The organism is Streptomyces sp. NPDC048825, from assembly GCF_043198355.1.
Classification (GTDB): domain Bacteria; phylum Actinomycetota; class Actinomycetes; order Streptomycetales; family Streptomycetaceae; genus Streptomyces; species Streptomyces xiangluensis.
Genome location: NZ_JBICUR010000016.1, coordinates 19,180 through 43,658, shown reverse-complemented (window position 1 = coordinate 43,658; position 24,479 = coordinate 19,180). Strand labels below are relative to the sequence as shown.

Annotated in this window: 20 protein-coding genes; 2 read left to right on the top strand and 18 right to left on the bottom strand. The window is 70.0% G+C overall.

Annotated elements, in window-relative coordinates:
• Window positions 1-50: 50 nt before the first annotated feature.
• Window positions 51-992 carry a 2-hydroxyacid dehydrogenase gene (locus tag ACGFNK_RS32710; protein WP_393421689.1) on the bottom strand — a complete coding sequence of 314 codons (942 nt, stop codon included), beginning with the start codon at window positions 990-992 and terminating at the stop codon, window positions 51-53.
• Between the two features lie 74 nt (window positions 993-1,066).
• On the opposite strand from ACGFNK_RS32710, the gene ACGFNK_RS32705 reads away from it, so the two are divergent.
• A complete protein-coding gene (locus ACGFNK_RS32705) occupies window positions 1,067-2,077 on the top strand; it encodes an aldo/keto reductase (protein WP_393421687.1) in 1,011 nt (336 codons plus the stop codon).
• Between the two features lie 183 nt (window positions 2,078-2,260).
• On the top strand, window positions 2,261-3,460 hold the full coding sequence (locus ACGFNK_RS32700; protein ID WP_393421685.1) for a PQQ-dependent sugar dehydrogenase: 1,200 nt from the start codon (window positions 2,261-2,263) through the stop codon (window positions 3,458-3,460).
• 17 nt (window positions 3,461-3,477) lie between these two features.
• Here the strand turns inward: ACGFNK_RS32700 and ACGFNK_RS32695 are convergent, their stop codons facing one another.
• From ACGFNK_RS32695 to ACGFNK_RS32615, 17 genes are all read right to left on the bottom strand, one after another.
• Window positions 3,478-3,672, bottom strand: a complete 195-nt coding sequence (locus ACGFNK_RS32695) for a DUF6191 domain-containing protein (RefSeq protein ID WP_388683266.1) — start codon at window positions 3,670-3,672, stop codon at window positions 3,478-3,480.
• A gap of 39 nt (window positions 3,673-3,711) precedes the next feature.
• A complete protein-coding gene (locus ACGFNK_RS32690; RefSeq protein ID WP_393421683.1) occupies window positions 3,712-6,798 on the bottom strand; it encodes an AAA family ATPase in 3,087 nt (1,028 codons plus the stop codon).
• A 164-nt stretch (window positions 6,799-6,962) separates the two neighbouring features.
• Window positions 6,963-7,148, bottom strand: a complete 186-nt coding sequence (locus ACGFNK_RS32685; protein ID WP_393421681.1) for a hypothetical protein — start codon at window positions 7,146-7,148, stop codon at window positions 6,963-6,965.
• Between the two features lie 201 nt (window positions 7,149-7,349).
• Complete coding sequence (locus ACGFNK_RS32680; protein ID WP_393421679.1) at window positions 7,350-7,928, bottom strand: hypothetical protein; 579 nt, start codon at window positions 7,926-7,928, stop codon at window positions 7,350-7,352.
• Between the two features lie 35 nt (window positions 7,929-7,963).
• On the bottom strand, window positions 7,964-8,539 hold the full coding sequence (locus ACGFNK_RS32675; RefSeq protein WP_393421677.1) for a GNAT family N-acetyltransferase: 576 nt from the start codon (window positions 8,537-8,539) through the stop codon (window positions 7,964-7,966).
• Window positions 8,517-10,775 carry an MMPL family transporter gene (locus ACGFNK_RS32670; RefSeq protein WP_393421675.1) on the bottom strand — a complete coding sequence of 753 codons (2,259 nt, stop codon included), beginning with the start codon at window positions 10,773-10,775 and terminating at the stop codon, window positions 8,517-8,519. The genes ACGFNK_RS32675 and ACGFNK_RS32670 overlap by 23 nt, the downstream gene beginning before the upstream one ends.
• A gap of 200 nt (window positions 10,776-10,975) precedes the next feature.
• On the bottom strand, window positions 10,976-12,196 hold the full coding sequence (locus ACGFNK_RS32665; RefSeq protein WP_393421673.1) for an RNA-guided endonuclease InsQ/TnpB family protein: 1,221 nt from the start codon (window positions 12,194-12,196) through the stop codon (window positions 10,976-10,978).
• 587 nt (window positions 12,197-12,783) lie between these two features.
• Window positions 12,784-14,295 carry an Asp-tRNA(Asn)/Glu-tRNA(Gln) amidotransferase subunit GatB gene (gatB, locus tag ACGFNK_RS32660; protein ID WP_393421671.1) on the bottom strand — a complete coding sequence of 504 codons (1,512 nt, stop codon included), beginning with the start codon at window positions 14,293-14,295 and terminating at the stop codon, window positions 12,784-12,786.
• Window positions 14,296-14,310: 15 nt separating this feature from the next.
• Complete coding sequence (locus ACGFNK_RS32655) at window positions 14,311-14,553, bottom strand: hypothetical protein (RefSeq protein ID WP_165256369.1); 243 nt, start codon at window positions 14,551-14,553, stop codon at window positions 14,311-14,313.
• On the bottom strand, window positions 14,550-16,055 hold the full coding sequence (gene gatA / locus ACGFNK_RS32650; protein WP_393421669.1) for an Asp-tRNA(Asn)/Glu-tRNA(Gln) amidotransferase subunit GatA: 1,506 nt from the start codon (window positions 16,053-16,055) through the stop codon (window positions 14,550-14,552). Before gatA ends, ACGFNK_RS32655 begins: the two co-directional genes overlap by 4 nt.
• Before the next feature lie 6 nt (window positions 16,056-16,061).
• On the bottom strand, window positions 16,062-16,358 hold the full coding sequence (gene gatC / locus ACGFNK_RS32645) for an Asp-tRNA(Asn)/Glu-tRNA(Gln) amidotransferase subunit GatC (protein WP_165339132.1): 297 nt from the start codon (window positions 16,356-16,358) through the stop codon (window positions 16,062-16,064).
• A 111-nt stretch (window positions 16,359-16,469) separates the two neighbouring features.
• A complete protein-coding gene (locus tag ACGFNK_RS32640; RefSeq protein WP_393421667.1) occupies window positions 16,470-18,848 on the bottom strand; it encodes a putative bifunctional diguanylate cyclase/phosphodiesterase in 2,379 nt (792 codons plus the stop codon).
• A 259-nt stretch (window positions 18,849-19,107) separates the two neighbouring features.
• The gene (gene ligA / locus ACGFNK_RS32635; protein ID WP_393421665.1) at window positions 19,108-21,315 is read right to left on the bottom strand and encodes an NAD-dependent DNA ligase LigA; all 2,208 of its coding nucleotides are present in this window, start codon (window positions 21,313-21,315) and stop codon (window positions 19,108-19,110) included.
• A gap of 15 nt (window positions 21,316-21,330) precedes the next feature.
• Window positions 21,331-22,332, bottom strand: a complete 1,002-nt coding sequence (locus ACGFNK_RS32630) for a methionine synthase (protein ID WP_393421947.1) — start codon at window positions 22,330-22,332, stop codon at window positions 21,331-21,333.
• An 85-nt stretch (window positions 22,333-22,417) separates the two neighbouring features.
• A complete protein-coding gene (locus ACGFNK_RS32625; RefSeq protein ID WP_393421663.1) occupies window positions 22,418-23,116 on the bottom strand; it encodes an SDR family oxidoreductase in 699 nt (232 codons plus the stop codon).
• A 7-nt stretch (window positions 23,117-23,123) separates the two neighbouring features.
• Window positions 23,124-23,663: a TIGR00730 family Rossman fold protein gene (locus ACGFNK_RS32620; RefSeq protein ID WP_393421661.1), complete on the bottom strand. Its 540-nt coding sequence runs from the start codon at window positions 23,661-23,663 to the stop codon at window positions 23,124-23,126.
• Complete coding sequence (locus ACGFNK_RS32615) at window positions 23,660-24,463, bottom strand: class I SAM-dependent methyltransferase (RefSeq protein ID WP_393421659.1); 804 nt, start codon at window positions 24,461-24,463, stop codon at window positions 23,660-23,662. The genes ACGFNK_RS32620 and ACGFNK_RS32615 overlap by 4 nt, the downstream gene beginning before the upstream one ends.
• Between the last annotated feature and the right edge of the window lie 16 nt (window positions 24,464-24,479).

Sequence of the window (24,479 nt, the reverse complement as noted above, 5' to 3'; positions counted from 1 at the left end):
GATACGTGAACCGACCGCAGTCAGAGGACTGCGGAGGGTGGTCGCAGAGGCTACGCGCCCGTCGTAAGGACCACGTTCCGCATAGGCTGCCGGTTCACAAAACGATGGAACTGGTCCACCAGGAGCCGCTTGGCACGCGGATAGAACGCGGATGTCGGGCCCCCCACATGCGGACTGATCAGGACTCCCGGCGCATGCCACAACGGGTGCCCCTTGGGCAGCGGTTCGGGGTCGGTGACGTCGAGAGCCGCTCGGATCCGGCCACCTTCCAGCTCGGCGAGCAGCGCCTTCGTGTCGACGACACCGCCGCGGGCGACGTTCACCAGCAGTGCGCCGTCCTTCATCCGCGCCAGGAAGTCGGCGCCCGCCAGGCCCTTGGTCTGCTCGGTGAGCGGTGTGATGAGCACGACGACATCGGCGTCCGGGAGGAGTTCGGGCAATGCGGTGATCGGATGCACAGGGCCGCGCTCCGTCTCACGTGCGGAGCGCGCGACGCGCGCCACCCGCGCGACCTCGAAGGGCGCGAGCCGGTCCTCGATCGCGGCGCCGACCGAGCCGTAGCCGACGATCAGAACGGACGTGTCGGCGAGCGCAGGCCGGAATCCCGACCGCCACTCCTCGCGCTCCTGCCCGCGTACGAAGTCGGGGATGCCCCGCAGCGAGGAGAGGATCAGCGTCAGCGTGAGCTCGGCCGTACTGGCGTCGTGCACCCCGCGCGCATTGCACAACTGCACGCCCTCGGGGAGCAGTCCGAGACCCGGCTGGACGTGGTCGATGCCGGCCGACATCGTCTGCACGACCCGTACGGACGTCATTTCGGCCATCGGCCGTACCGAGACCTCGCTGCTCTTCATGTAGGGCACGACATAGAGCGCGCAGTTCGCGGGATCGGCGGGAAAGTCCTGCTCACCGTCCCAGAATCGGTAATCGAGGCCTTCGGGGAGGCCATCGATGTCGGCTGGGTCGAAAGGAAGCCACACTTCGGAAGTCATGCTCAGGAGGCTAGGCGAAGGATTGTCAGACCCAGAGGTTAGTTTGGGGGTCGCGAAAGGGAGGGCACAGCCAGGTGGAGCGCAGGACGATCGGGGCTGCGGCACTCGAGGTGGGGGCTGTCGGGCTCGGGTGCATGCCGATGAGCTGGGCGTACTCGGCTTCGCGGCAGCGGGGCGATGAGTCGCTGCGGACCCTGCACACGGCCCTCGACCAGGGCTCGAGCCTCCTGGACACCGCCGACATGTACGGGCCGTTCACCAATGAGCTGCTGGTGGGCCGGGTGCTCAAGGAGCGGCGACCGGAGGCGTTCGTCTCCACCAAGTGCGGGCTGCTGGTCGGTGAGCAGCACATTGTCGCCAACGGCCGTCCCGGGTATGTGAAACGGGCCTGCGACGCCTCGCTGCGGCGGCTGCAGACGGACGTCATCGACCTCTACCAGCTGCATCGCGCCGACCCCGAGGTGCCGGTCGAAGAGACCTGGGGCGCGATGGCGGAGCTCGTGACGGCGGGAAAGGTACGGGCGCTCGGGCTGTGCGCTGTGGGCGCCCGCTCCGGCCGCCGCACGGGGGCACACCTGCACGACGGAACGATCCGGCAGCTGGAGCGGGTGCAGCAGGTCTTCCCCGTGAGCGCGGTGGAGGCCGAACTGTCGGTGTGGTCGCCGGAGGCATTGGACGGGCTGCTGCCGTGGTGCGAGGCGCGCGGCATCGGTTTCCTGGCCGCCATGCCCCTCGGCAACGGCTTTCTGACCGGCACGCTCACGCCCGGTGAGGGCTTCGAACCCGATGACGTACGCGCCCGGCATCCCCGCTTCACGGCCGAGATGATGGCCGCGAACCAGCCGATCGTGGCCGGTCTGCGCCGTATCGCGCGGCGGCACGGGAAGGAGATCGGTGAGGAGGTCACTCCTGCGCAGGTGGCACTCGCCTGGGTGCTCGCGCAGGGGCGGCATGTGGTGCCGGTGCCGGGGGCCAAGCGGGAGCGCTGGGCGGCCGAGAACGCGGGGGCGGCCGGGCTGCGCCTGTCGGCGCGGGATCTGGCGGAGGTGGCGGAGCTGCCTGCGGCCCGGGGGTCGTGGGACTGAGCGGGACGCACGAGAGGCTCACAGCACGAGAGGCTCACAGCACGACGGGCCCACATCACGACAGCTCACAGCTTGATGAGCGAGGGTTGTTCGGGACTGCGTAAGGGTCTCGCCGTAATGCCCGTCCGGATCTCGTCGCACTTCGCGTCCGGAGATCGGGAACCTGTGAGGCGGTTGCGGTGTATGAACAGTAGAACCTGCCGCGTCGAAGGGATCCAGATCGTGCAACGTCGAGCTGTGACGGCCGTGTTGGCCGCTGCCGCCCTCCTGCTGACGGCCGGCTGTTCTTCCGGCGACGGGGACGGGTCGGACAGCGGGGCGAACGCCTCCCCGAGTCGTACGGAATCGGGGTCCTCCCCCGGCGGGCAGGCGACCGAGGGGGCGCCACCCGCGAAGGGCTCCGTGAAGGTCGTGCGGACCGTCGCCGAGGGTCTGAACACACCGTGGGGCCTCGCGCCACTGCCCGAAGGCGACCTGCTGGTGTCCTCGCGGGACGAGGGGACGATCACCCGGGTCGACACGGAGAGCGGCAAGAAGACCGAGGTGGGCTCGGTACCGGGCGTCGCTGCCGCCGGCGAGGGCGGCCTGATGGGCCTCGCGCTCTCACCGGAGTACGCCTCGGACCACATGGTCTACGCATACTTCACCTCGGCGTCGGACAACCGCATCGTGCGCATGCTGTACGACGAGAAGAAGCCGGCCGGTGAGCAGCTGGGCGCACCCGACACGGTGTTCAGGGGCATCCCGAAGGGCACGAATCACAACGGCGGGCGGATCGCTTTCGGCCCGGACAAGATGCTCTACGCCGGCACGGGCGAGCGGTACGAAGCCGAGCTGGCCCAGGACAGGAATTCCACGGGCGGCAAGATCCTCCGCCTGACCCCGGACGGCGAGCCCGCGCCGGGCAACCCCTTCGACTCCCCCGTCTACTCCTATGGCCACCGCAATGTGCAGGGTCTGGCCTGGGACTCCGAACGGCGCTTGTGGGCCTCCGAGTTCGGCCAGAACACCTGGGACGAGCTGAACTACATCGAGCCGGGCGACAACTACGGCTGGCCGGACGCCGAGGGCGAGTCCGACGACTCCCAGTTCCACGACCCGATCGCCCAGTGGGACGTAGCCGAGGCCTCCCCCAGTGGCATCGCCTACGCGGAGGGCTCCATCTGGATGGCGGGCCTGCGCGGCCAGCGCCTGTGGCGCATCCCCCTGAACGGCACGGAGAGGGCAGCCGACCCCCAGGCCTTCCTGGAGGGCGAACACGGCCGCCTGCGCACGGTCGTCTCGGCGGGCGAGAACAAGCTGTGGCTGGTCACCAGCGAAACGGACGGCCGGGGGTCCCCGGACGACGGGGACGACAAGATCCTTGAGCTGGAAGTGACGTAGGAGGCACCGGACGGGGTTCAGTCCGCGTCGGGGTCCGGTTCCGCGGGCGTCTGGGCAGGCAGGCGTACGACGACCTTGCCGGACGTGAGGTCTATCGGCCCACGCCCCGGGTCGCTGTCCCCGGCGTCCTCTCGGGTCATCTCCAGACGGTTGCGCTCGTCCTGGGTGTGCTTGCGGCCGGGTGCGAACAGTTGCTCGAGCATGTTGAACACGGCGCCTCCCTGGGCCCGGGGTCCTCTACAGCGTAAGCCTCACCCTGCCGCTTCAGCAGCGGGTGTCTCGGACGGGAACAGCCGTAGCCGGTGGGCCAGTGCCGCGGCCTCGCCGCGGCCGGATACGTTCAGCTTCGCGAGGATGTTGGAGACGTGGACGCTGGCCGTCTTGGGGGAGATGAAGAGTTCCTCGGCTATCCGGCGGTTGCTGCGGCCGGCGGCGACCAGGCGCAGGACGTCGCGCTCGCGGCTTGTGAGGCCGAGCGCCTCGGCCGGGTCGGCGGGGGTGAGGGCCGGCCGCTCCGGGGCCCGAGGGGTGCGCGTCAGGGTGAGGCGGGCGCGTTGGGCGAGCAGGGCGATGGACTCGGTGAGCGGGCGGGCGCGGAGGTGGCCGGCGACGGCTCCGGCCAGGCGCAGGAGCTCGGTGGCGCGGTCGCGGGCGTCGTCGTCGCCCGGGCCGGAGGCCAGCAGGGACTCGGCTAGGCGGTGGCGGACGCGGGCCAACTCGTAGGGACGCTCCAGGGGTTCGAATTCGGTGACCGCCTCCGACCAGTGTTGTGGGGTGTCCCGGCCCTCGGCGCGCAGGAGTTCGGCGCGCACCCACTTCTCGTGGGCGAGCCAGACAGGAGCTCCCGTGGTGAGGTTCTTGACGGCCTTGAAGATGCTTTCGAGGACCTCGGCGCGGCCCGGTTCGGCGGCCGGCAGCCCGCGCGCGTCGGCCTCGGCGGTCGCGGCGGCGAGCAGCACGGGCCAGGCGTAGCGGTGCGTGCCGGGCCGGAATCCCGCGTCCAGGACCCGTGCCAGCTCGGCGCGGGCGTCGAGGAGGCGGCCTTCGGCGGCGGCGACGCCGAGGGCAACCCCGGCCAGTGGCAGGGTGCGCTGGGGCATGGCGTCGTGCGTGCCGTAGTGGCCGTGGGCCTCGGTCAGACGACGGGCGGCCTCGGCCACGTCTCCCCGGGCGAGCTCGATGACGGCGAGGAGCAGACAGGCGCCGCCGTGCGGCTTGGCGCTCGGGCGGACTTGCTGCGCGTTCGTCGCGGCCTCGACGGCTTCGTCCCAGCGGCCCAGGGAGCAGAGCGAATGGGAGAGGTTCTCCCACACCCAGGACTCCGACTCCAGCAGACCCATTTTCCGGGTGAGTTCAACGCCCTCTCTGAGGATCTCGATGGCCTCCCGCGAGCGGCCGATGCCCTCCAGGTGGGACGGCAGGTTCACATGGCTGCGGCCCACGACGGCGGCAATGCCGAGTTCGACGACCCGGTCCCTGACCGCGTACACCTCGGTGAGTCCCACCTCGATGTCGCCCGCCTCGACCATGAGACCGCCCAGGGTGAGGCGCGCGTTCAGCTCGATGTCGCGGGCGCCCACCATCTGCGCGTACTCCACGGCGCGCTCGGCGTCCGTCAGGGCGTCGGGTCCCGGTGTATGGAGCATGGACCAGTTGGCGACCGTCGCCAGGACCTCGGCGTGCACCTTCGAGGGCGGCAGGCCTCGTACCAGCTCCTGGGCGGTGGCGAGTTCCTTCCAGCCGTCGCCGCGGGCCAGTGCCTGCACCAGCCGGGAACGCTGGACCCAGAACCAGGCGGCGCGCAGGGGCTCGTCGTCGCCCTCCAGGAGATGCAGGGCCCGCTTGGTGATCTTCAGAGCGCGCTCGCGCTCCCCGCAGTACCGGCCCGCGACGGCCGCCTCGGCCATCAGGTCGAGATAGGTCAGCGGCTTGGTGGCCGGGTCGCAGCCGCACGGAGGAGCCGGGGCGCAGCCGCAGGGAGGATAGGCCTCGGTGTAGTCGACGGGGCGCAGCTCGGACCGTACGGCGTCGGGGACGGAGTCCCACAGCTCCATCGCCCGCTCCAGGAGCCGCAGTTGCTCCGAGTAGGCGTGCCGGCGGCGGGCCGCCACGGAGGCGTCGAGAACGGCTGGCAGGGCCTTGGCCGCGTCGTGCGCGTGATACCAGTAGCTGGCCAGGCGCGCGGCGCGCTCATCGGCCGGTACGAGCGCCGGGTCGGCCTCCAGTGCTTCGGCGTACCGCCGGTTGAGGCGGGAGCGCTCGCCGGGCAGGAGGTCGTCGGCGACGGCCTCGCGCACCAGGGAGTGGCGGAAGCGGTAGCCGTCCCCCTCCGGTGTCGCGAGCAGGAGGTTGGCTCCCACCGCGGCCCGCAGCGCCTCGATGAGATCGTCCTCGGAGAGCTGCGCCACGGCGGCGAGCAGCGCGTACTCGACGGTGGAGCCGCCTTCCGCGACGATCCGGGCCACCCGCTGGGAACTCTCGGGCAGGCTCTCGACCCGGACCAGGAGCAGGTCCCGGAGGGAGTCGGTGAGGCCGGTGCGGCAGCCCTCGTGCGCTGCCACGGCGAGTTCCTCGACGAAGAACGCGTTCCCGTCGGAGCGTTCGAAGATCTCGTCGACCAGGGTCGGGGCAGGCTCGGAGGCGAGGATTCCGGCGATCTGGCGGCCGACTTCGGCGCGGCTGAAGCGGCCGAGTTCGATACGGCGGACCGTGCGCAGCCGGTCCAGCTCGGCCAGCAGCGGGCGCAGCGGATGGCGGCGGTGGACGTCGTCGGCGCGATAGGTGGCGACGACGACGAGCCGGCCGCTGCGCAGCGTCCGGAAGAGGTAGGCGAGGAGGTGGCGGGTCGAGGCGTCGGCCCAGTGCAGGTCCTCCAGGAGGACGACCACCGTGCGCTCGGCGGCGACGCGCTCCAGGAGGCGGACGGTGAGCTCGAAGAGGCGGGCCATGCCCTCCTCGTCATGCCGCCCACGCGAGGTGTCGCCCAGCTCGGGCAGCAGCCGGGCCAGCTCCTCCTCCTGCCCGGCCGCCGCGGCGGACAGCTCGTCGGGAAGCCGGCGGCGCAGGGCGCGCAGGGCGGTGGAGAACGGGGCGAAGGGCAGCCCGTCGGCGCCGATCTCGACGCAGCCGCCGAGTGCCACGACAGCGCCGGCACGGTCGGCCGCGCCGGCGAACTCCTCGATGAACCGTGTCTTTCCGACGCCCGCCTCACCGCCGACCAGCAACGCCTGTGGCTCGCCCGCGGCAGCGCGGGCGAGCGCGTTGTTCAGCACGTCCAGCTCGTCGGCACGACCGACGAAAACCGGACTGACGGACCTGGTCTCCACAACGCCGAGCATCGCACAGGGGTCTGACAACGCGGCAGCGATTATCGGCGCCCCGCCCGTCCCCGACTGGCCTGCCCGGCGCGGCGGCAGCCCCGCACGGCGCAGTGCCGGGAGTCCCCCCGGACTCCCGGCACTGCTGGCACTTCCGGCGCTCTTGGCCCCTTCCCCGGCCGGCATCACGCCGCGCGTGCGAAGCGGTGGCGGCGTGGGTGCGGGCGGCGGTTCACCTGCCCTTCGGTGTCGTCCTTCGCTGAGCGGCGGGCGGCACGGCGGGCGCGGATGACCTCGCGCGCCAGCCGGTAGTTGTCGGCCTCGCGGATCATCTCGGCGGAACGGATCTGCTGGAGCTCGTACGCGAACATCTCGTACCCCTCGTGAAGAAGTCGGTTTCTGGCTTCGCTCTGTGCGATGCCTCAACCTTCGTCTCCAAGGGGGGTGCGTCACATCGGGAGAGTTCCGCATCTTGCGCACGGGAGGGGCCTTAGGTCTGCCGTAAGAAGCTCGCGGCGGACCTAAGGCCCCTCAGGACGTGCGGTTTTCCAGACTGCTTCCCAGTAGGCGGTTCAGCTGCCGGCGGGCACGGAGAGCAGGATGTCGGAGTACTTGAGGGCGGCCAGCAGCAGACCGATGACGCCGAGCGAGGCGCCCGCCCAGGCGACCGACTTGATCCACGGGGCCTGTACGCGGTCGGGGTTCCCGAACGCGGGCCGCACGAGCACGACGACGCCGACGATCAGTGCGGCCAGCGCGAAGAACCCGGCGACCAGCGCGTTGGCGTTCCAGGAGTCGCCGTACAACTCCTTGAGCTGGGTGCCCACGCTCGATTGCTGCGCCGTCTCCAGCTGCCCGTACAGCGAGTCGCGGGCCTGTGCCACGGTGCCGACCCAGCTGCCCGTCAGCGAAACGATGCCGAGTCCGGCGGACACGACGGCGGCGGCACCCTGGCCCACACCGGAGCCGCCGGCGCTCGCATCGGAGCGGTCATCTGAGTCCGGGTACGCCTGCTCGTCGTCCTCGTACGCCTCGGCGTCGGCCTGGTCCGCGGCCGTGTCGCCGTCCTTCGTGAGCTGCACGTCCTCCTCGTCGCGCTTTGCCTCGGTGCCGGTGTCGGTGCCGGCCTCGTCAACTGTCTTGGATCCCATGCACCGCACCGTACGGACGCTGTCTGAGAAGTGTCTTAATGATCGTCGCGAGCTGCACGCGCGCGTCCGTCACGCCACTCCGGCGCGAGCACGGACCACACTTCGAGGTCCTGGCGCACGCCCCTGTAGGGGTAGCTCTCCCGGAGCACACCGTCGCGGCTCATGCCCAGCCGCCGCGCCACGTTGATGCTCGGTTCGTTGGCGGTCGACGCCTGCCACTCCACACGGTGGATGCCGCGCTCGTCGACGGCCCAGTCGATGAGGATCCCCATGGCGCGGGTGACGAGCCCGCGTCCCGCGCCGGCCGGCTCCAGCCAGCACCCGACCTCGCAGGTGCCCCGCTCGGCGTCGAAGTGCAGGAACAGCACACCGCCGACGAGCTTCCCGTCCAGCCACAGCCCGTGCAGGCTGCCGGTGTCGGCGGCGCGCTTGTCGGCGTACGACTGGAGGAGTTCGCGCGCGGAGTCGGCATCCGTGGCGTTCGCCCCGAAGGGGATGTGCTGCCCGATGAACTCACGTCCCCGGTCCAGGTGCGCCAGGAACTCCTCGGCGTGCCAGGGCTCCAGGGGTCGCAGTTCGGCGCCGTCCTCACCCAGGGATATCGCGTACATCCTGCTGCCGCTCCTTCACGAGTACGTCCATCAGCGCGCCGTCGCGCGCAGCCGGAATCGTCGCATGGGAGGGGCCGGCAGGGCTGGAGTCGGGCGGTTCGATGCTGATGCGTGGCAGACGGCGGTCGAGCCAGCGTGGCAGCCACCAGTTGGCGCCGCCGAGCATGTGCATCAGGGCGGGCACCAGGAGCGTACGCAGTACGAAGGCGTCGAGCGCGACCGCGGCGGCGAGCGCGATGCCGAACATCGCGATGACGCGGTCGCCGCTGAGCACGAAGGCGAGGAAGACCGAGATCATGATCACGGCAGCGGAGTTGATCACCCGGCTGGTCTCGGCGAGGCCGACGCGGACGGCCCGCCGGTTGTCGCCGGTCTCCAGCCATTCCTCGTACATCCGGCTGACCAGGAAGACCTGGTAGTCCATGGAGAGCCCGAAGAGCACGGACACCATGATCACTGGCAGGAATGGTTCGATCGGGCCCGCGCTGCCGAGGCCCAGCAGCTCACTCCCCCAGCCCCACTGGAAGATCGCGACGACGACGCCGAAGGCGGCGGCGACGGCCGCGACATTCATCGCGGCGGCCTTCAGGGGTATGCCGATGGAGCGGAAGGCGAGCAGGAGCAGGAGGCAGCCGAGCCCGATCACGACGCCCACGAACAGCGGCAGCTTGCCGATGATGACCTCGGCGAAGTCGTCGTAACCGGCGGTGACACCGCCGACGTGCACGTCCAGCGAGGCGTCCGACTCGGCCCGCGGAAGCACGTCGGTGCGCAGCCGGTCGACGAGGTCGCTGGTCTCCTGGGACTGCGGCGAGGACTCCGGCACGACGGTGAGGTACGCGGTGTCGCCGCCCGTGTCGTACGTCACCGGGGTCACCGAGGCGACACCCTCGGTCGACCGGAGTGTGGTGTCGAGGTTGTCGAGGGCGAGCCGGTCCTGGGCGCCGTCGACCTCGGTGACGAGGGTCAGCGGGCCGTTGACGCCGGGGCCGAAGCCGTCGGCCAGGAGGTCGTACGCCTGGCGGGTGGTGGCGGTCTCCGGGTTGTTGCCCTGGTCCGAGGTGCCGAGGTGCAGGCCGAGCGTGGGCAGCGCCAGCACGGTCATGACGGCGAGGGCGACGACTCCGAGCAGCTTGGGGTGCCGCTCGACGAAGGCGGACCAGCGGGCGGCGAGCCCGGTGGGAATCTCCGGCGCGGGACCGTGCTCGTCCAGGTGGCGGCGCTCGCGGCGGCTGAGGGCGCGCATGCCGATGAAGGAGAGCAGCGAGGGCAGCAGGGTCACGGAGGCCGCGACGGTGAGGATCACGGTCAGAGAGGCGGCGATCGCGACGCCGTTGAGGAAGCTGAGCCGCAGGATGAGCATGCCGAGCAGGGCTATGCACACCGTTGCGCCCGCGAAGACGACGGCGCGTCCGGTGGTGGCCACGGCGCTCCGCGCGGCCTCCTCGACCGGCAGCCCGCGCTTCAGTCCGCGTCGGTGTCTGGTGACGATGAACAGCGCGTAGTCGATGCCGACGCCGAGGCCGATCAGCATGCCGAGCATCGGCGCGAAATCGGCGACGGTCATGAAGTGGCCGAGCAGCACGATCCCGGCGTACGCCGTGCCGACGCTCACCAGGGCCGTGGCGATCGGCAGCATGGAGGCGGCGAGCGACCCGAAGGCGAGGAAGAGCACCACGGCGGCGACGATCACGCCGACGACTTCGGCGACATGGCCGCCCGACGACTCGGTGAGCCCGATGGCGTTACCGCCCAGCTCGACCTGGAGGCCGTCCGTCTCCGCGTCCTTGGCAGTGTCCACGACGGCCTGGACTTCGGCCTGGTCGACGTCCTTGGACTGCTCGTCGAAGGTGACCGTGGCGTAGGCGGTACGCCCGTCGTCGCTGATCCGACCGGCGCCCTGGCTGTCGTACGGGTCGGTCACGGAGGCCACGCCGGGCAGGCCCTCGATCTTGTCGAGGGTGACCGTCATCGTCTGCTCGACATTGGCGGCCCGTACGAAACCCCTGTCGGAACCGGTGTGCCAGACGATCGTGTCGCTGTCCCCGCCGAGGTCCGGGAAGCTCTTCTGCAGCAGCTGGGCGGCGCGGCCGGATTCCGTGCCTGGCACCTTGTAGTCGTTCGAGTACGCGGATCCGGCGACCGCTGCGACGACGGTCGTACCGCCGAGCGCGAGGATCCAGAGCAGAACGACCAGAAGGCGGTGCCTGACACACCAGCGCGCGAGTGCTGCCACGAACGAGCTCCCAGTGGGGTGGGGATTGTGGATCTTTACCGGGAACCGCCGAGCAAAGAACACATGAGCAATACGTGGACAACTCTTGCAGGCGGTAGAGATCGTTAGCCGTTTTCGTGGACTTACTCACAGAAATGCGAGGGACTTCACAGCACGCTTATTTGAATCCTCCCCTCCCTGAAGGGGAGGGGATTCCTGGCTCAGGCCGCCTCCTGGAGCAGCGCTCCAGGAGGTCTTCCGCCATCGGCACCAGCCGGGTTGAGACCAGCCCGGACGAGCATCACGCGTGCGGAGTTCTTGTCCCGTGGAGACGCGGTTCCGCACGCGGTGCAGGTGTAGGTGCGCTCACCCAGCGGCAGGCGATGCTTGGCTCTCGCATCGCACTGCGCGCAGTCCATCGTGGTGTGCGCGGGATGGACCAGGTGCACGGCCCTGCCGTGCTTGCGGCCCATCTCGATCAGAGCCTGCTTGGTGGCGCCGATGGCGGCGTCCGCGGCCTTGCGGGCCATGGTGGTCCTGGCCAGGAACTTCGGACAGAAGTCCTCCACCGCGAGGGCGTCGTGGTCGCGGACCACCTTCTTGGCCCACTTGCGGCCGGTGTCCTCCCGCTGCCTGGCGACCTTCTTGTGCGCCTTCGCCCGCAGCTTCTTCGCCGCGCGGTAGCCCTTCGAGGCAGCCTGCCCCTGCTTCGGCTTGCGGCGGGCCATCATCCGGTCGTACCGGGTCAGCTTCTGCTGCGCCTTCCTGCCGTGCTCGGCGTGCGGCAGGTCGTGCGCGTCGGACGTGGTGGTCGCGGTCTCCCTCACACCCCAGTCGACACCGAGTGCGCGGCCGGTCTTGGGCAACGGCTGCACCTCGGCGGGGACGACGAACGAGCAGTACCAGTGCCCGAGGCTGTCCTGGTATACGCGCACCGAGGACGGCTCTGCGGGCAGGTCCCGCGACCACACCACGGTCAATACGATGCCGCCAGCCAGGTGCAGCCGGCCGTCCTTGAGACGGAAGCCGCGCCGGGTGTAGTTCAGGGTCGGCAGCGCCTCGCGCTTGGTCTTCCACGTCGGCATCCCCGCCCGACGGTGCTGCGCAACCCCCTCGCGGATGTCCTTGTGCGCCTTGGCCCTGGACTTGCCGAAATCCCGGATGACCTGCTGCTGGGGAACCGACGAGCCCTCACGCAGCCACGGCGTACAGGCGCGGGCCTCGGTCAGCATCCTGTCGAGCTGCGCCGGGCCGCAGGTGGCCTTCTGGCCGGTGGACTTGTTGTGCAGGTGTACGGCCCTGGACTTGGCGACGCATTCGTTCCACACCCAGCGGCATCGGTCCCACTCCGCCGCCAGGGCGGTGCGGGCGGTCAACGACACGCGCAGCCGGTAGGTGTAGCGGTCCTGCCCGCCCTCCGCAGCCGCCGTCACCTGCGCCATCTCGCCCCCCTCACGGCCCCTGGCCGGGCCACCGTGCCGTCCCGAACCTCTCCGAAGGACCATATGTACGACGCCAGCACACACGCACCCCGATCCCCCGGCCACCACCCCGACCAGCGATCACAGGCACACGTGTTCGCTTCACCCTCGGCGATGCCGACAGCGGTACGGGCGCTCCGCGCCCTGAACCGGGAGCGGCGACGCTCAGCGTCGCGACACCCGGATGCGATTCCCCCTCGGCGTGAACACCGGGGCCTCCTCGCAAGAAACAGGTGAAGTCGCCGTGGGCAGCACGGCGTTGAGCATCATCCTGCAGATCGCCGCGTCCATCGGCACGGCGCTGACGGCTACGGACGGGTTCCGTACGACGCTACTGTGCGGGGTTGATGGCGCTGGCGCTTCCTATGGCGGTTCGGTTGCCGCATTTGAGCCCGTCTGGGGGCACCTCCCAGCGGTAGCTGGGGGAGATTGAGGACGAGGCCGCCAGGCCGATACGGGGGGCTGGGGGCGGAGTCCCCAGGGCGGCACACACGAGGGGCGGTGCGCCTGAACCCAGGTGCACCGCCCCTCAAGCGACAGAGCGAGCGCTAGCCCTCGACGCCCAGCTTCTCAAGGATCAGTTCCTTGACTCGGGCCGCGTCGGCCTGCCCCCGCGTGGCCTTCATGACCGCGCCCACGAGGGCGCCCGCCGCGGCCACCTTGCCACCGCGGATCTTGTCCGCGATGGCCGCGTTGCCCGCGATGGCCTCGTCGACGGCGGCTGTGAGGGCGCCCTCGTCCGAGACGACCTTCAGGCCGCGCTTGTCGACGACCTCGTCCGGGGTGCCTTCGCCCGCGAGAACGCCTTCGATGACCTGACGGGCCAGCTTGTCGTTGAGGGAGCCCTCCTTGACCAGCGAGGTCACCCGGGCCACCTGCTCGGGCGTGATCGGCAGTTCGTCGATCGGACGCCCCGACTCGTTGGCGTTCCGGGCCAGTTCGCCCATCCACCACTTGCGCGCCGAGACCGAGTCGGCACCCGCCTCGATCGTGGCGGCGATCAGATCGACCGCGCCCGCGTTCAGGATCGACTGCATGTCGTGCTCGGAGATCCCCCACTCCTCACGCAGCCGGTTGCGGCGTACCCGCGGCAGTTCGGGCAGGCCCGCCCGCAGCTCCTCGACCCACTCGCGGGTCGGAGCGACGGGGACGAGGTCCGGCTCGGGGAAGTAGCGGTAGTCCTCCGCCTCTTCCTTCACGCGCCCGGAGGTCGTGGAGCCCGTGTCCTCGTGGAAGTGGCGGGTCTCCTGGACGATCGTGCCACCGCTGCCCAGGACGGCGGCGTGCCGCTGGATCTCGTACCGGCAGGCCCGCTCCACCGACCGCAGCGAGTTGACGTTCTTCGTCTCGGAGCGCGTACCGAACTTCTCGGTGCCGTTGGGGCGCAGCGAGAGGTTCACGTCGCAGCGCATCTGGCCCATCTCCATGCGGGCCTCGGAGACACGAAGTGCCTTGATGAGCTCGCGCAGTTCGGCCACGTACGCCTTGGCGACCTCGGGAGCGCGCTCCCCCGCTCCCTCGATCGGCTTGGTGACGATCTCGATGAGCGGGATGCCGGCGCGGTTGTAGTCGAGGAGGGAGTGCGAGGCGCCGTGGATACGGCCCGTGGCGCCGCCCACGTGGGTGGACTTGCCGGTGTCCTCCTCCATGTGGGCGCGCTCGATCTCCACGCGGAAGATCTCGCCGTCCTCCAGCTGGACGTCCAGATAGCCGTTGAAGGCGATCGGCTCGTCGTACTGGGAGGTCTGGAAGTTCTTCGGCATGTCCGGATAGAAGTAGTTCTTCCGGGCGAAACGGCACCATTCGGCGATCTCGCAGTTCAGCGCGAGACCGATCTTGATCGCGGACTCGACACCGGTCGCGTTCATGACCGGGAGCGAGCCGGGCATGCCGAGGCAGACGGGGCACGTCTGCGAGTTCGGCTCGGCGCCCAGCTCGGTCGAACAGCCGCAGAACATCTTGGTCTTGGTGCCGAGTTCGACATGGACCTCAAGGCCCATGACGGGGTCGTACGACGCCAGCGCGTCCTCGTACGACACCAGGTCGGTCGTGGTGGTCACGGTGAAACTTCCCTCTCAGCCCAGCAGGACGTCGTCGTCGCCCAGCCGCTTCAGCTCGCGGTAGAGCAGTGCGAGACCGGTGACGACGCCGGCGGCGGTCACCACGGCGTCGACGAGCCGCAGCGTGTCGTTCTCGACGCGGGCCTTCTTGATCTGCTTGGCGACACCGATCGCGCCGAACGCGGTCGTGGCGATGGACAGGTACGTGCCGGACTTCGACTTCTTGAAGCCCTTGGCCTTCGACAGTGCCTTGCTCACAGCGACGGAGCCTCCTCGATCAACGGGTGTCCCCACCTTTCCACGAAGGCGGCCTCGACCGCGGCGCCCACCTTGTAGAGGCGGTCGTCCTGCATCGCGGGGGCGATGATCTGCAGACCGACCGGGAGGTTGTCCTCCGGCGCAAGACCGCAGGGCAGCGACATGGCGGCGTTGCCGGCCAGGTTGGTCGGGATGGTGCACAGGTCCGCGAGGTACATCGCCATCGGGTCGTCGGCGCGCTCACCGATCGGGAAGGCGGTGGTTGGCGTCGTCGGCGAGACGATCACGTCGACCTGCTCGAAGGCCTTCTCGAAGTCGCGGGTGATGAGCGTACGGACCTTCTGGGCGCTGCCGTAGTACGCGTCGTAGTAGCCGCTCGACAGGGCGTACGTGCCGAGCATGATGCGGCGCTTGACCTCGTCCCCGAACCCCGCCTCACGGGTGAGGGAGGTGACGTCCTCGGCGGAGCGGCCGCCGTCGTCGCCGGTGCGCAGGCCGTAGCGCAGACCGTCGAAGCGGGCGAGGTTGGAGGAGCACTCGGACGGCGCGATGAGGTAGTACGCGGACAGCGCCAGGTCGAAGGACGGGCAGTCCAGCTCGACGATCTCGGCGCCCAGCTCCTTGAGGAGCGCGACCGACTCCTCGAAGCGCTGGACGACACCCGCCTGGTAGCCCTCGCCGCTGAACTGCCTCACGACGCCTACGCGCATGCCGGTGACGCTGCCGTTGCGGGCGGCTTCGACGACGGGCGGTACGGGCGCGTCGATGGAGGTCGAGTCGAGGGGGTCGTGACCGGCGATGACCTCGTGGAGGAGGGCCGCGTCCAGGACCGTACGGGCGCAGGGGCCGCCCTGGTCGAGGGAGGACGAGAACGCCACCATGCCGTACCGGGAAACGCCGCCGTACGTCGGCTTCACGCCGACCGTGCCGGTGACGGCGGCGGGCTGGCGGATGGAGCCGCCGGTGTCGGTGCCGATGGCGAGAGGGGCCTGGAAGGAGGCGAGGGCGGCGGAGGACCCACCGCCGGAGCCGCCGGGGATACGCGTCAGGTCCCACGGGTTGCCGGTCGGCCCGAACGCGCTGTTCTCGGTGCTGGACCCCATGGCGAACTCGTCCATGTTGGTCTTGCCGAGGATGACGACGTCGGCAGCCTTCAGCCGCTGGGTGACGGTCGCGTCGTACGGCGGGATCCAGCCCTCGAGGATCTTCGAACCGACCGTGGTCGGGATCCCCTCGGTGGTGAAGATGTCCTTGAGCGCGAGCGGCACGCCCGCGAGGGGACCGAGTTTCTCGCCCCTGGCCCGCTTGTCGTCGACGGCACGGGCCTGGGCGAGCGCGCCCTCCCGGTCGATGTGCAGGAAGGCGTGCACCTTCTCGTCGACGGCCTCGATACGGGCGAGGTGCGCCTCGGTGACCTGCACGGCCGTCAGTTCGCCGGCGGCGATCTTCTGGGCGATCTCGGCGGCTGTGAGCTTGATGATGGTGACGTTGCTGTCCGTCATGTCGGGTTACTCCTCCCCCAGGATCTGCGGCACCTTGAAACGCTGCTGCTCCTGGGCCGGGGCGCCGGACAGCGCCTGCTCGGGGGTGAGCGACGGACGGACCTCGTCCGCGCGCATGACGTTCGTCAGCGGCAGCGGGTGGGAGGTCGGCGGTACGTCTTGGTCGGCGACCTCGCTGACGCGGGCGACCGCGCCGATGATGTCGTCGAGCTGACCGGCGAAGTGATCGAGCTCTTCGCCCTTCAGCTCCAGACGCGCCAGCCGTGCGAGGTGGGCGACCTCCTCGCGCGTGATGCCAGGCATGCAGCGATCCTCAGGGGTGAGTGTGTGTGCTTTGCGCCAATCCTATGGCGCCGGTGCGGGTGGCTGCGCCCGGGTTTCCTTTCTGCTCCCGCCCTCTGGGGTGCTGTGCCCCTAAACGACCCGCCCCGGATCATCCGCCGCAGCCGCGGGCAGCGCGGCCCGAGGCCGCTGCCACCCCCTGGACCCGCGGGCCCGAAGCCACGCGGTGGTCTCCTCCGCGGGCATCGCCGCGGCGACCAGCCACCCCTGAACCGCGTCGCATCCGAGATCCCGGAGCCGCTCCCACGTCTCGTCGTCCTCCACCCCTTCGGCAACGACGAGAAGCCCCAGCGAATGAGCGAGATCGACAGTGCAGCGGACGATCTCGGCATCCTCCGTGTCGACGGCCAGCCGAGCCACGAAGGACCGGTCGATCTTCAGCTCGCTCACGGGCAGCCGACGCAGGTGCACCAACGAGGAGTACCCGGTCCCGAAGTCGTCGAGCGACATCTTCACGCCGTGCCCGGTCAGCGCGGCCAGCGTGGCCGCGGCCCGGTGCGGGTCCTCGAGCAGCACATGCTCGGTGATCTCCAGCTGCAAGGCCCCCGCCGGGACTCCATGCCGCGCCAGCCGTGCGGCGACCGACCCCGCGAACCCCGGCGTATGCACATCCCGCGGCGACACATTCACGGCCACCGGCACATAAAGCCCCTGGGCCCGCCACCGGGCCACCTGCCCGAGCGCCGTCTCCAGCACATACTCCGTGAGATGCGGCATCAGCCCGGACGACTCGGCGATCGCTATGAACTCGTCCGGCGGCACCTTCCCCCGCTCGGGATGCACCCACCGTACGAGCGCCTCGAGCCCGGCCACCTGTCCGTCGAAGCGGACCTTCGGCTGGTAGTGCAACTCGACGTCCCCGGAATCCAGAGCCCGGCGCAGGTCCCCCAACAGCCCCAGGCGGTCAGGGGTGTTGGAGTCCCGCTTGGACTCGTACACCTCCACTCCCGTACGGTCCCGCTTCGCCTGGTACATCGCGACATCCGCCCGCCGCAGCAGCCCCTCCGCGTCCAGCGCGTGGTCGGGGAAGACGGCGAGCCCGGCACTGGCCTCCAGCACGAGCGTCAGCCCGTCGAGGTCCAGCGGCGAACCGAGCGCGGCGACGAGGTTACGAGCCACCCGCGTCGCGGACGTCGTCGAGTCGGCTACGGGCAGCAGTACGGCGAACTCGTCACCACCGAGCCGCGCGGCCTCCGCCCCGCGCGGCAACGCCAGCCGCAACCGATCCGCGATCTGCAACAGCAGCCGGTCCCCCGCAAGATGTCCCAGCGTGTCATTCACGGACCGGAAACGATCCAGGTCGATCAGCATCAGTGCGGAACGCGCACCGATCCGCTCGGCGTCCTCAAGCGCCGTCCAGGTGCGTTCGAGGAGCCACTGACGGTTGGGCAGCCCGGTGAGCGGGTCGCGCAGTTGTTCCTCGGCCCGGGCGCGGGCTATCCACAGACTGAAGTCGAGCGCGATGAGCGGGATCGAGAAGAGCGGCAGCAGTACGGGAACGGACATCGCGACGACGCAGATCAGCGGGGCGATGCCGAGCAGCGCCACGGCCACGAGCCCGTGTCTGACCAGGGCCGTACGGGCGACGGTCGGCACTCCGGCACGGGGCGCATGGAGGTACCAGAGGAGCGCGCGCGTCACAGCGAGATACGCGACTGCCACCAACACCACCTCGGGCGCGGTGTAGACGGTCCAGCTCTCCGGGTTCCAGGGCTCCTCCACGGACGGGACCCGGCCGAACACGGCCAGCACCAGCGCACCGCCGCCGATGCCCAGAATGTCCACCGCGCCTTGCAGCACGCCCTGCCGCCAGCGGTGCCGGCGCGCTATGCCGACGAGCACGACGACGATGAGGCTGACCATTCCCGCGGGCACCCAGCCGTACAGCAGCAGGACGGCGAGTGTGAGGGCCGCGCCGGAGCCCGTGCCGCCCCACCAGCGGGCGCGGCCGAGCGCCACCAGATGGCCGACGATGATGCCGACGAGCACGGCAAGCGACCAGCCGACGGAACCGGACGGAAAGAGCGCCTGGTACCCGGTGAATCCCCGGAAGAAGCCCGCGCCCAGCACGAACCCGGCCGCCGCGACGACCGCCGTGGGCAGTGTGGGCCAGTACGTCTGCCTCTCGGGTTCATGGCCGGGCAGCCCGTGCCCGGCGCCGGTGCTTTCATGGCTGGGCATTCCCAGCCCGGAACCGGTGCTCTGCCGGCCCGGCATCCCAAGCCCGGGGCGGGCGCCGCGGATCCCGAGCCCGGAGCCGTCGCTCATCTGGCCCTGCCCGTGCCCCTGTCCGCGCGTGTCCGTGCCCGGCGCGTGCCCGTCCACCACATTGCGCTGCCCGCCCACGGCTCGCTGTCCGGCGGCACCCAGGGACGCCCCCCATCTCCGTATGCCGGTCACCCAGCGTGGGCGCAGCCGTGAGTCCGGGGCGGCGCTCTCGGTCGGTTCCATTACCCGTCCCTCTCACAGCCGGCGGTGCCCACGCCACGCGGCCCGATGCCCGACACTCACTCAACGGCACCGCGTCTGAAAACTCTTCCCCCGCTCTTGACGAGCGGGAGATGCCCCAACCGCAGCCGGGCACGGCAGGCGCACATCTCAACAGTAGGCCGCAGAAGGCTTCTACGGGCACCGGTCGTCTACGGTTGCCCGAATGCGACCAGGCCACCCGCATGCATCTGGTATGCGCCGAACGGGTGGCCTTCAATCCCTACTCCTCGATCGGAAGCGCGACTTCAGCGGCTACTTCCGGCCCTTGTTCGAGCAGAACGGCAAAGCCGTCCTCGTTCAGAACAGGCACTTTGAGCTGCATAGCCTTGTCGTACTTCGATCCAGGATTGTCACCTACGACCACGAAAGACGTCTTCTTCGAAACCGATCCGGTCACTTTCGCGCCCCGGATCTGGAGTTCCTCTTTCGCGCCGTCCCGTGTGTGGTGTTCGAGCGTTCCGGTGACGACGACGGTGAGTCCTTCGAGCGGGCGCGGTCCTTCGTCCTCGCCCGAACTCTCTTCCGCCATCCGAACTCCGGCCGCCCGCCACTTGCGCAGGATTTCCTGGTGCCAGTCCACCGCGAACCACTCTTTCAGGGAGGCCGCGATGATCGGGCCGACTCCCTCGGTGGCGGCCAGCTCCTCCTCGGTGGCCTGCTCGATTCTGTCGATCGAGCGGAGCTCGCGCGCCAGTGCCTCGGCCGCGACCGGACCGACATGACGGATCGACAGCCCCGTGAGCACCCGGGCGAGCGGGCGGCTTTTGGCGGCGGCGATGTTCTCCAGCATGGCAAGCGCGTTTTTCTTGGGCTCGCCCTGCTGGTTGGCGAAGACCGTGGCGATCTTCTCCTCGCCGGTCTTCGGGTCCCGCTTCGGCAAGCCACTGTCCTGGTCGAGGACGTACGCCTTGATGGGCAGCAACTGCTCGATGGTGAGATCGAAGAGGTCACCCTCGTCCTTGAGAGGCGGCTCGGCCGGCTCCAGAGGCTTGGTCAGCGCGGCGGCGGCGACGTAGCCGAAGTTCTCGATGTCCAGCGCCTTGCGTCCCGCCAGGTAGAAGAGGCGCTCGCGCAACTGGGCCGGGCACGTACGTGCGTTGGGGCAGCGCAGGTCGACGTCGCCCTCCTTCATCGGCCGCAGCGGCGTACCGCACTCGGGGCACTCGGCGGGCATCACGAACTCCCGCTCGCTGCCGTCGCGCAGATCGGCGACCGGGCCGAGGATCTCCGGGATGACGTCACCGGCCTTGCGCAGCACCACCGTGTCGCCGATGAGGACGCCCTTGGCCTTGACCACGTCCTGGTTGTGCAGTGTCGCGAACTCGACCTCGGAGCCCGCCACGGTGACCGGCTCCACCTGCGCATACGGCGTGACGCGACCCGTCCGGCCCACGCCCACACGGATGTTGACCAGCTTGGTGTTGACCTCCTCCGGCGCGTACTTCCACGCGATCGCCCAGCGCGGGGCGCGCGAAGTCGAGCCGAGGCGGCCCTGGAGTGGGATCTCGTCGAGCTTCACGACGACGCCGTCGATCTCGTGCTGCACGGAGTGACGGTTTTCTCCGTAGTACGCGATGAACTCCCGTACGCCGTCGAGGTCGTCGACCACCTTGCTGTACGGGGTCGTCGGCAGGCCCCATTCGCGCAGCAGGCCGTAGGCCTCTGAGAGCCGGTCGAGTCCGTCGAAGCCCTCTCTCGCGCCGATGCCGTGCACCACCATGTGCAGCGGGCGGGTGGCGCTGACGCGGGGGTCCTTCTGGCGCAGTGAACCCGCCGCGGCGTTGCGCGGGTTGGCGAAAGGCTTGTCTCCGGCCTCCACCAGGCGGGCGTTGAGCTCCTGGAACTTCTCCATCGGGAAGTAGACCTCGCCGCGGATCTCCACGAGGGCGGGGATGCGGTCACCCCTCAGGCGGTCGGGGATCTCGGCGATCGTCCGCACATTCGGTGTGATGTCCTCCCCCGTGCGGCCGTCGCCGCGGGTCGCCGCGCGTGTGAGGCGGCCGTGCTCATAAGTGAGGTTGACCGCGAGGCCGTCGACCTTCAGCTCGCACAGGAAGTGGTGGTCGGAGGTGCCGACCTCCTTCGCGACGCGGTCGGCCCAGGCCGCCAGCTCGGCGTCGTCGAAGGCGTTGTCCAGCGACAGCATGCGCTCGCGGTGCTGAACCGCCGTGAAGTCCGTCTCGTACGCCCCCGCGACCTTCTGGGTCGGGGAGTCGGGGGTGCGCAGCTCGGGATACTCGTCCTCGAGGGCCTCCAGGGTGCGCAGAAGCCGGTCGAATTCCGCGTCGCTGACGACCGGCGCGTCCTTCACGTAGTACCGGAAGCGGTGCTCCTCGATCTGCTCCGCGAATTGCGCGTGCTTCTCCCGTGCCTCAGCGGGCACGGGCCCCGCAGTCGAGCCAGTCTGTGCGTCCTTGTCGCCGGCCACCGTGTCGTCCTCCCGTTACTCTGGGTTGTCCGCGAGGGATCTCGCCGCCTGGACGCAGTGGGCGAGCGCCCGGCGTGCGTACTCGGGCGAAGCACCCGCGAGTCCGCACGTCGGAGTGACCGTGACCGACTCCGCGAGAAGCCCCGGATTCAGCCCCAGCCTGCGCCACAGCGTCCTGACACCCATGACGCTACCGGCAGGGTCTGACAATGGGCCGTCCGTGCCCGGCACGATGCCCGCGAACAGCTTCGTGCCCCCTTCCACTGCTTCCCCGATCACGTCGTCGTCACGCTCGGTGAGGAGCCCGAAGTCGAAGGAGATCGCTGCGGCTCCCGCCCGCCGCAGCAGGGCGAACGGGACGTCGGGGGCGCAGGTGTGCACGACGACGGGCCCGCCGTCGTGCACGCCGGCGACGTCCCGCAGCGTGCCCTCGGCGACCTGGCGGTCCACGGCCCGGTGGGTGCGGTAGCCGCTCGCGGTCTTCACCTGACCGCGCAGGACGGCGACGAGCGAGGGCTCGTCGAGTTGCAGCACGATCTCGGCGCCGGGCACCCGCCGCCGTACGTCGTCGAGGTGGGCGCGCAGCCCCTCGGCGAGCGATCCGGCGAGATCCCGGCACGCACCGGCGTCGGACAACGCCGCCTGGCCGTTCTTCAGCTCCAGCGCCGACGCGAGCGTCCAGGGCCCCACCGCCTGCACCTTCAGCGGCCCCTCGTACCCCTGCGTGAATTCCTCGAGCGCGTCGAGGTCCTGACGGAGCCAGGCCCTGGCCCGCCGGGTGTCCCGCCCCGGCCGGTCACCGATCCGCCATCCGCTGGGCTCCACGCGCGCGTACAGCTCGACCAGCATCCCGGCCGTCCGCCCGATCATGTCGGCCCCGGGCCCCCGGGCAGGCAGCTCCGCCAGATACGGCATCCCCGTCTCCGGCCCCTCAAAGGTGCCGGTCACGGTCCTGGCGGCCTCCCGGGCGTCCTCGCCCGGCATCGACCCGACCCCGGTCGCAGGACCAGGCCTCAACTTGCGTCGGCTGGGGGTGCGGGGGGCGTCCCCCGGGAAAATGGTGTCGCTCACACCGGCAGCGTACGTAATCGTGATGGCGCGGTCAGCGCCCCGGCCGCACCGTCAGGTCGTTGACCTCCGCGTCCCGGGGCAGGTCCAGGGCCATCAGGATCGTCGTCGCCACCGATTCGGGGTCGATCCACTTCGAGGGGTCGTACTCCTTGCCCTCCTGCTGGTGGACCTTGGCCTGCATGGGGCCGGCGGTACGGCCCGGGTAGACCGAGGTGACGCGGACGCCGTTCGCGTGCTCCTCGTGGCGCAGGGAGTCGGCGAGGGCCTTCAGGCCGTGCTTGGAGGCGGCGTACGCGGACCATTCGCGGCCGGCGTTGAGGCCGGAGCCGGAGTTGACGAAGATCACATGTCCCTGGGCGACACGGAGTTGGGGCAGGAAGTGCCGGGTCAGCTCGGCCGGCGCGATCAGGTTGACGTTCAGCTGGTGGCGCCAGGTCTTGGGGGTCAGCTCGCCGACCGGGCCGAGGTCGATGACGCCCGCGATGTGCATGAGCGAGTCGATCCGGTCGGGCAACGTCTGGTGCGAGAACGCCCAGGACAGCCGGTCCGGGTCCGCGAGGTCGCCGACCAGGGTCTTCGCTCCCGGGAACTCGGCGGCCAGCTCCTTGGCGCGGCCCGCGTCGCGCGCGTGCAGCACGAGCTCGTCCCCGCGCGCGTGAAGACGGCGGGCGACGGCCGCGCCGATGCCGGAACCGGCCCCGGTGATCACATGTGTAGCCATGTCCGCCATGCTCGCATCACTGCTTGCCGAGCGACTCCTCCAGGTACGCCAGCGCTCCCACCGGCTCCTCCGCGAAGAACACCAGGTCGGTCAGCGGCACCGGCAGAAAGCCCTCGTCCTCCATGCGCCGGAACTGCTCCTTGAGGCCGTCGTAGAAGCCCGCCGTGTTGAGCAGCACCACCGGCTTGGTGGTGTGGCCGTGCTTCTTCAGCTCCAGGATGTCGGTCGCTTCATCCAGCGTGCCGGTCCCGCCGACCATGATCACCACGGCGTCGGCCTTCTCCAGAAGCAGCGCCTTCCGCTCGGCGAGGTCCCGCGCGACGACCATCTCGTCGGCGTCCGGCCGCGCCTTGGCCACCAGGAACTCCACGGAGACACCGAGCAGCCGCCCACCCGCCTCCTGAACCCCGTCGGCGACGACCTTCATGAGCCCGACATCGGAACCGCCCCACACCAGCGTGTGCCCGCCCTTGCCAAGCAGTTCGGCGAACTCGCGGGCGGGGCGCGTGTAGCGCTCGTCGAGGTCGGCGGCCGAGAGGAAGACGCAGATGTTCATGGACTCACCGTACGGGCCGCCTCTGACATCGCGCTCACGCGGAGCTTCGACTGACGGTGCGGCAGCTTCTCCCAGTCGTCCATGAACTGGGCCGAGAGGCCGTGTTTCGCGGCCAGTTCGACGAGCGTGTCGGTGCGGTAGTAGAAGTCCTCGTGCAGCACCTGGTGTTCTCTGCCCTCGGTCCGGTCGAAGGTGAAGTCGAAGAACCCGCCGGGCGCCAGTACCCGGCCCACGTGGGCGAGGCACTGCTCGATGACGTCCGACGGCGAATGCGAGAACACACTGTGCGCGTGCACCACGTCGAAGGACGCGTCGGGCAGGAAGGCGAAGGTCAGATCATCCGTGAGCGTCAGATGGGGCAGCTTGGCCTGGAGGCCTTCCCGTACGACGGTGTCCTGGGCCGCGATCAGGATGTCCGGCGAGATGTCGATCCCGTAGTAGTGGCCGCTCTCCAGGTAGTCGATGAACAGCCGCCCGGCGCGGAGGTTCCCGCAGCCGATCTCCAGCATCCTGTGCTGCGGCTTCAGCCCGTGCCGCACCAGGTAGTCGAACTGCATCCGCCCGATCTGTGCCCACCGGTCGCGTGACGGATTGTGGCCCACCGCCGCCTCCGTGCTGCGCGCGGCGTCGGAGGCCATCACAGCCCGGTAGTACGCGATGTGATCGCGGTACTTGAGACGCAGCCAGGCATCACGCGCGGCCCGGCGGGCGTACGGGGGCACCTTGTCGGGGTGCCTCAGCGCGTAAGTCACTTGATGCGCAAGGCTCTTGCGGTAGCGGGTCAGTCGCGTGGATCCCATAGGGACTCCCGATCGG

Excerpts from the sequence above, each read along its gene's own strand:
- ACGFNK_RS32625 (WP_393421663.1), bottom strand. The coding sequence starts at position 23,116 with ATGGCGGACATGGCTACACATGTGATCACCGGGGCCGGTTCCGGCATC.
- ACGFNK_RS32665 (WP_393421673.1), bottom strand. The coding sequence starts at position 12,196 with ATGGCGCAGGTGACGGCGGCTGCGGAGGGCGGGCAGGACCGCTACACC.
- ACGFNK_RS32680 (WP_393421679.1), bottom strand. The coding sequence starts at position 7,928 with ATGGGATCCAAGACAGTTGACGAGGCCGGCACCGACACCGGCACCGAG.
- ACGFNK_RS32690 (WP_393421683.1), bottom strand. The coding sequence starts at position 6,798 with ATGCTCGGCGTTGTGGAGACCAGGTCCGTCAGTCCGGTTTTCGTCGGT.
- ACGFNK_RS32640 (WP_393421667.1), bottom strand. The coding sequence starts at position 18,848 with ATGGAACCGACCGAGAGCGCCGCCCCGGACTCACGGCTGCGCCCACGC.
- ACGFNK_RS32685 (WP_393421681.1), bottom strand. The coding sequence starts at position 7,148 with ATGTTCGCGTACGAGCTCCAGCAGATCCGTTCCGCCGAGATGATCCGC.
- ACGFNK_RS32615 (WP_393421659.1), bottom strand. The coding sequence starts at position 24,463 with ATGGGATCCACGCGACTGACCCGCTACCGCAAGAGCCTTGCGCATCAA.
- ACGFNK_RS32710 (WP_393421689.1), bottom strand. The coding sequence starts at position 992 with ATGACTTCCGAAGTGTGGCTTCCTTTCGACCCAGCCGACATCGATGGC.
- ACGFNK_RS32620 (WP_393421661.1), bottom strand. The coding sequence starts at position 23,663 with ATGAACATCTGCGTCTTCCTCTCGGCCGCCGACCTCGACGAGCGCTAC.
- ACGFNK_RS32700 (WP_393421685.1), top strand. The coding sequence starts at position 2,261 with ATGAACAGTAGAACCTGCCGCGTCGAAGGGATCCAGATCGTGCAACGT.
- ACGFNK_RS32675 (WP_393421677.1), bottom strand. The coding sequence starts at position 8,539 with ATGTACGCGATATCCCTGGGTGAGGACGGCGCCGAACTGCGACCCCTG.
- gatA (WP_393421669.1), bottom strand. The coding sequence starts at position 16,055 with ATGACGGACAGCAACGTCACCATCATCAAGCTCACAGCCGCCGAGATC.
- gatC (WP_165339132.1), bottom strand. The coding sequence starts at position 16,358 with ATGCCTGGCATCACGCGCGAGGAGGTCGCCCACCTCGCACGGCTGGCG.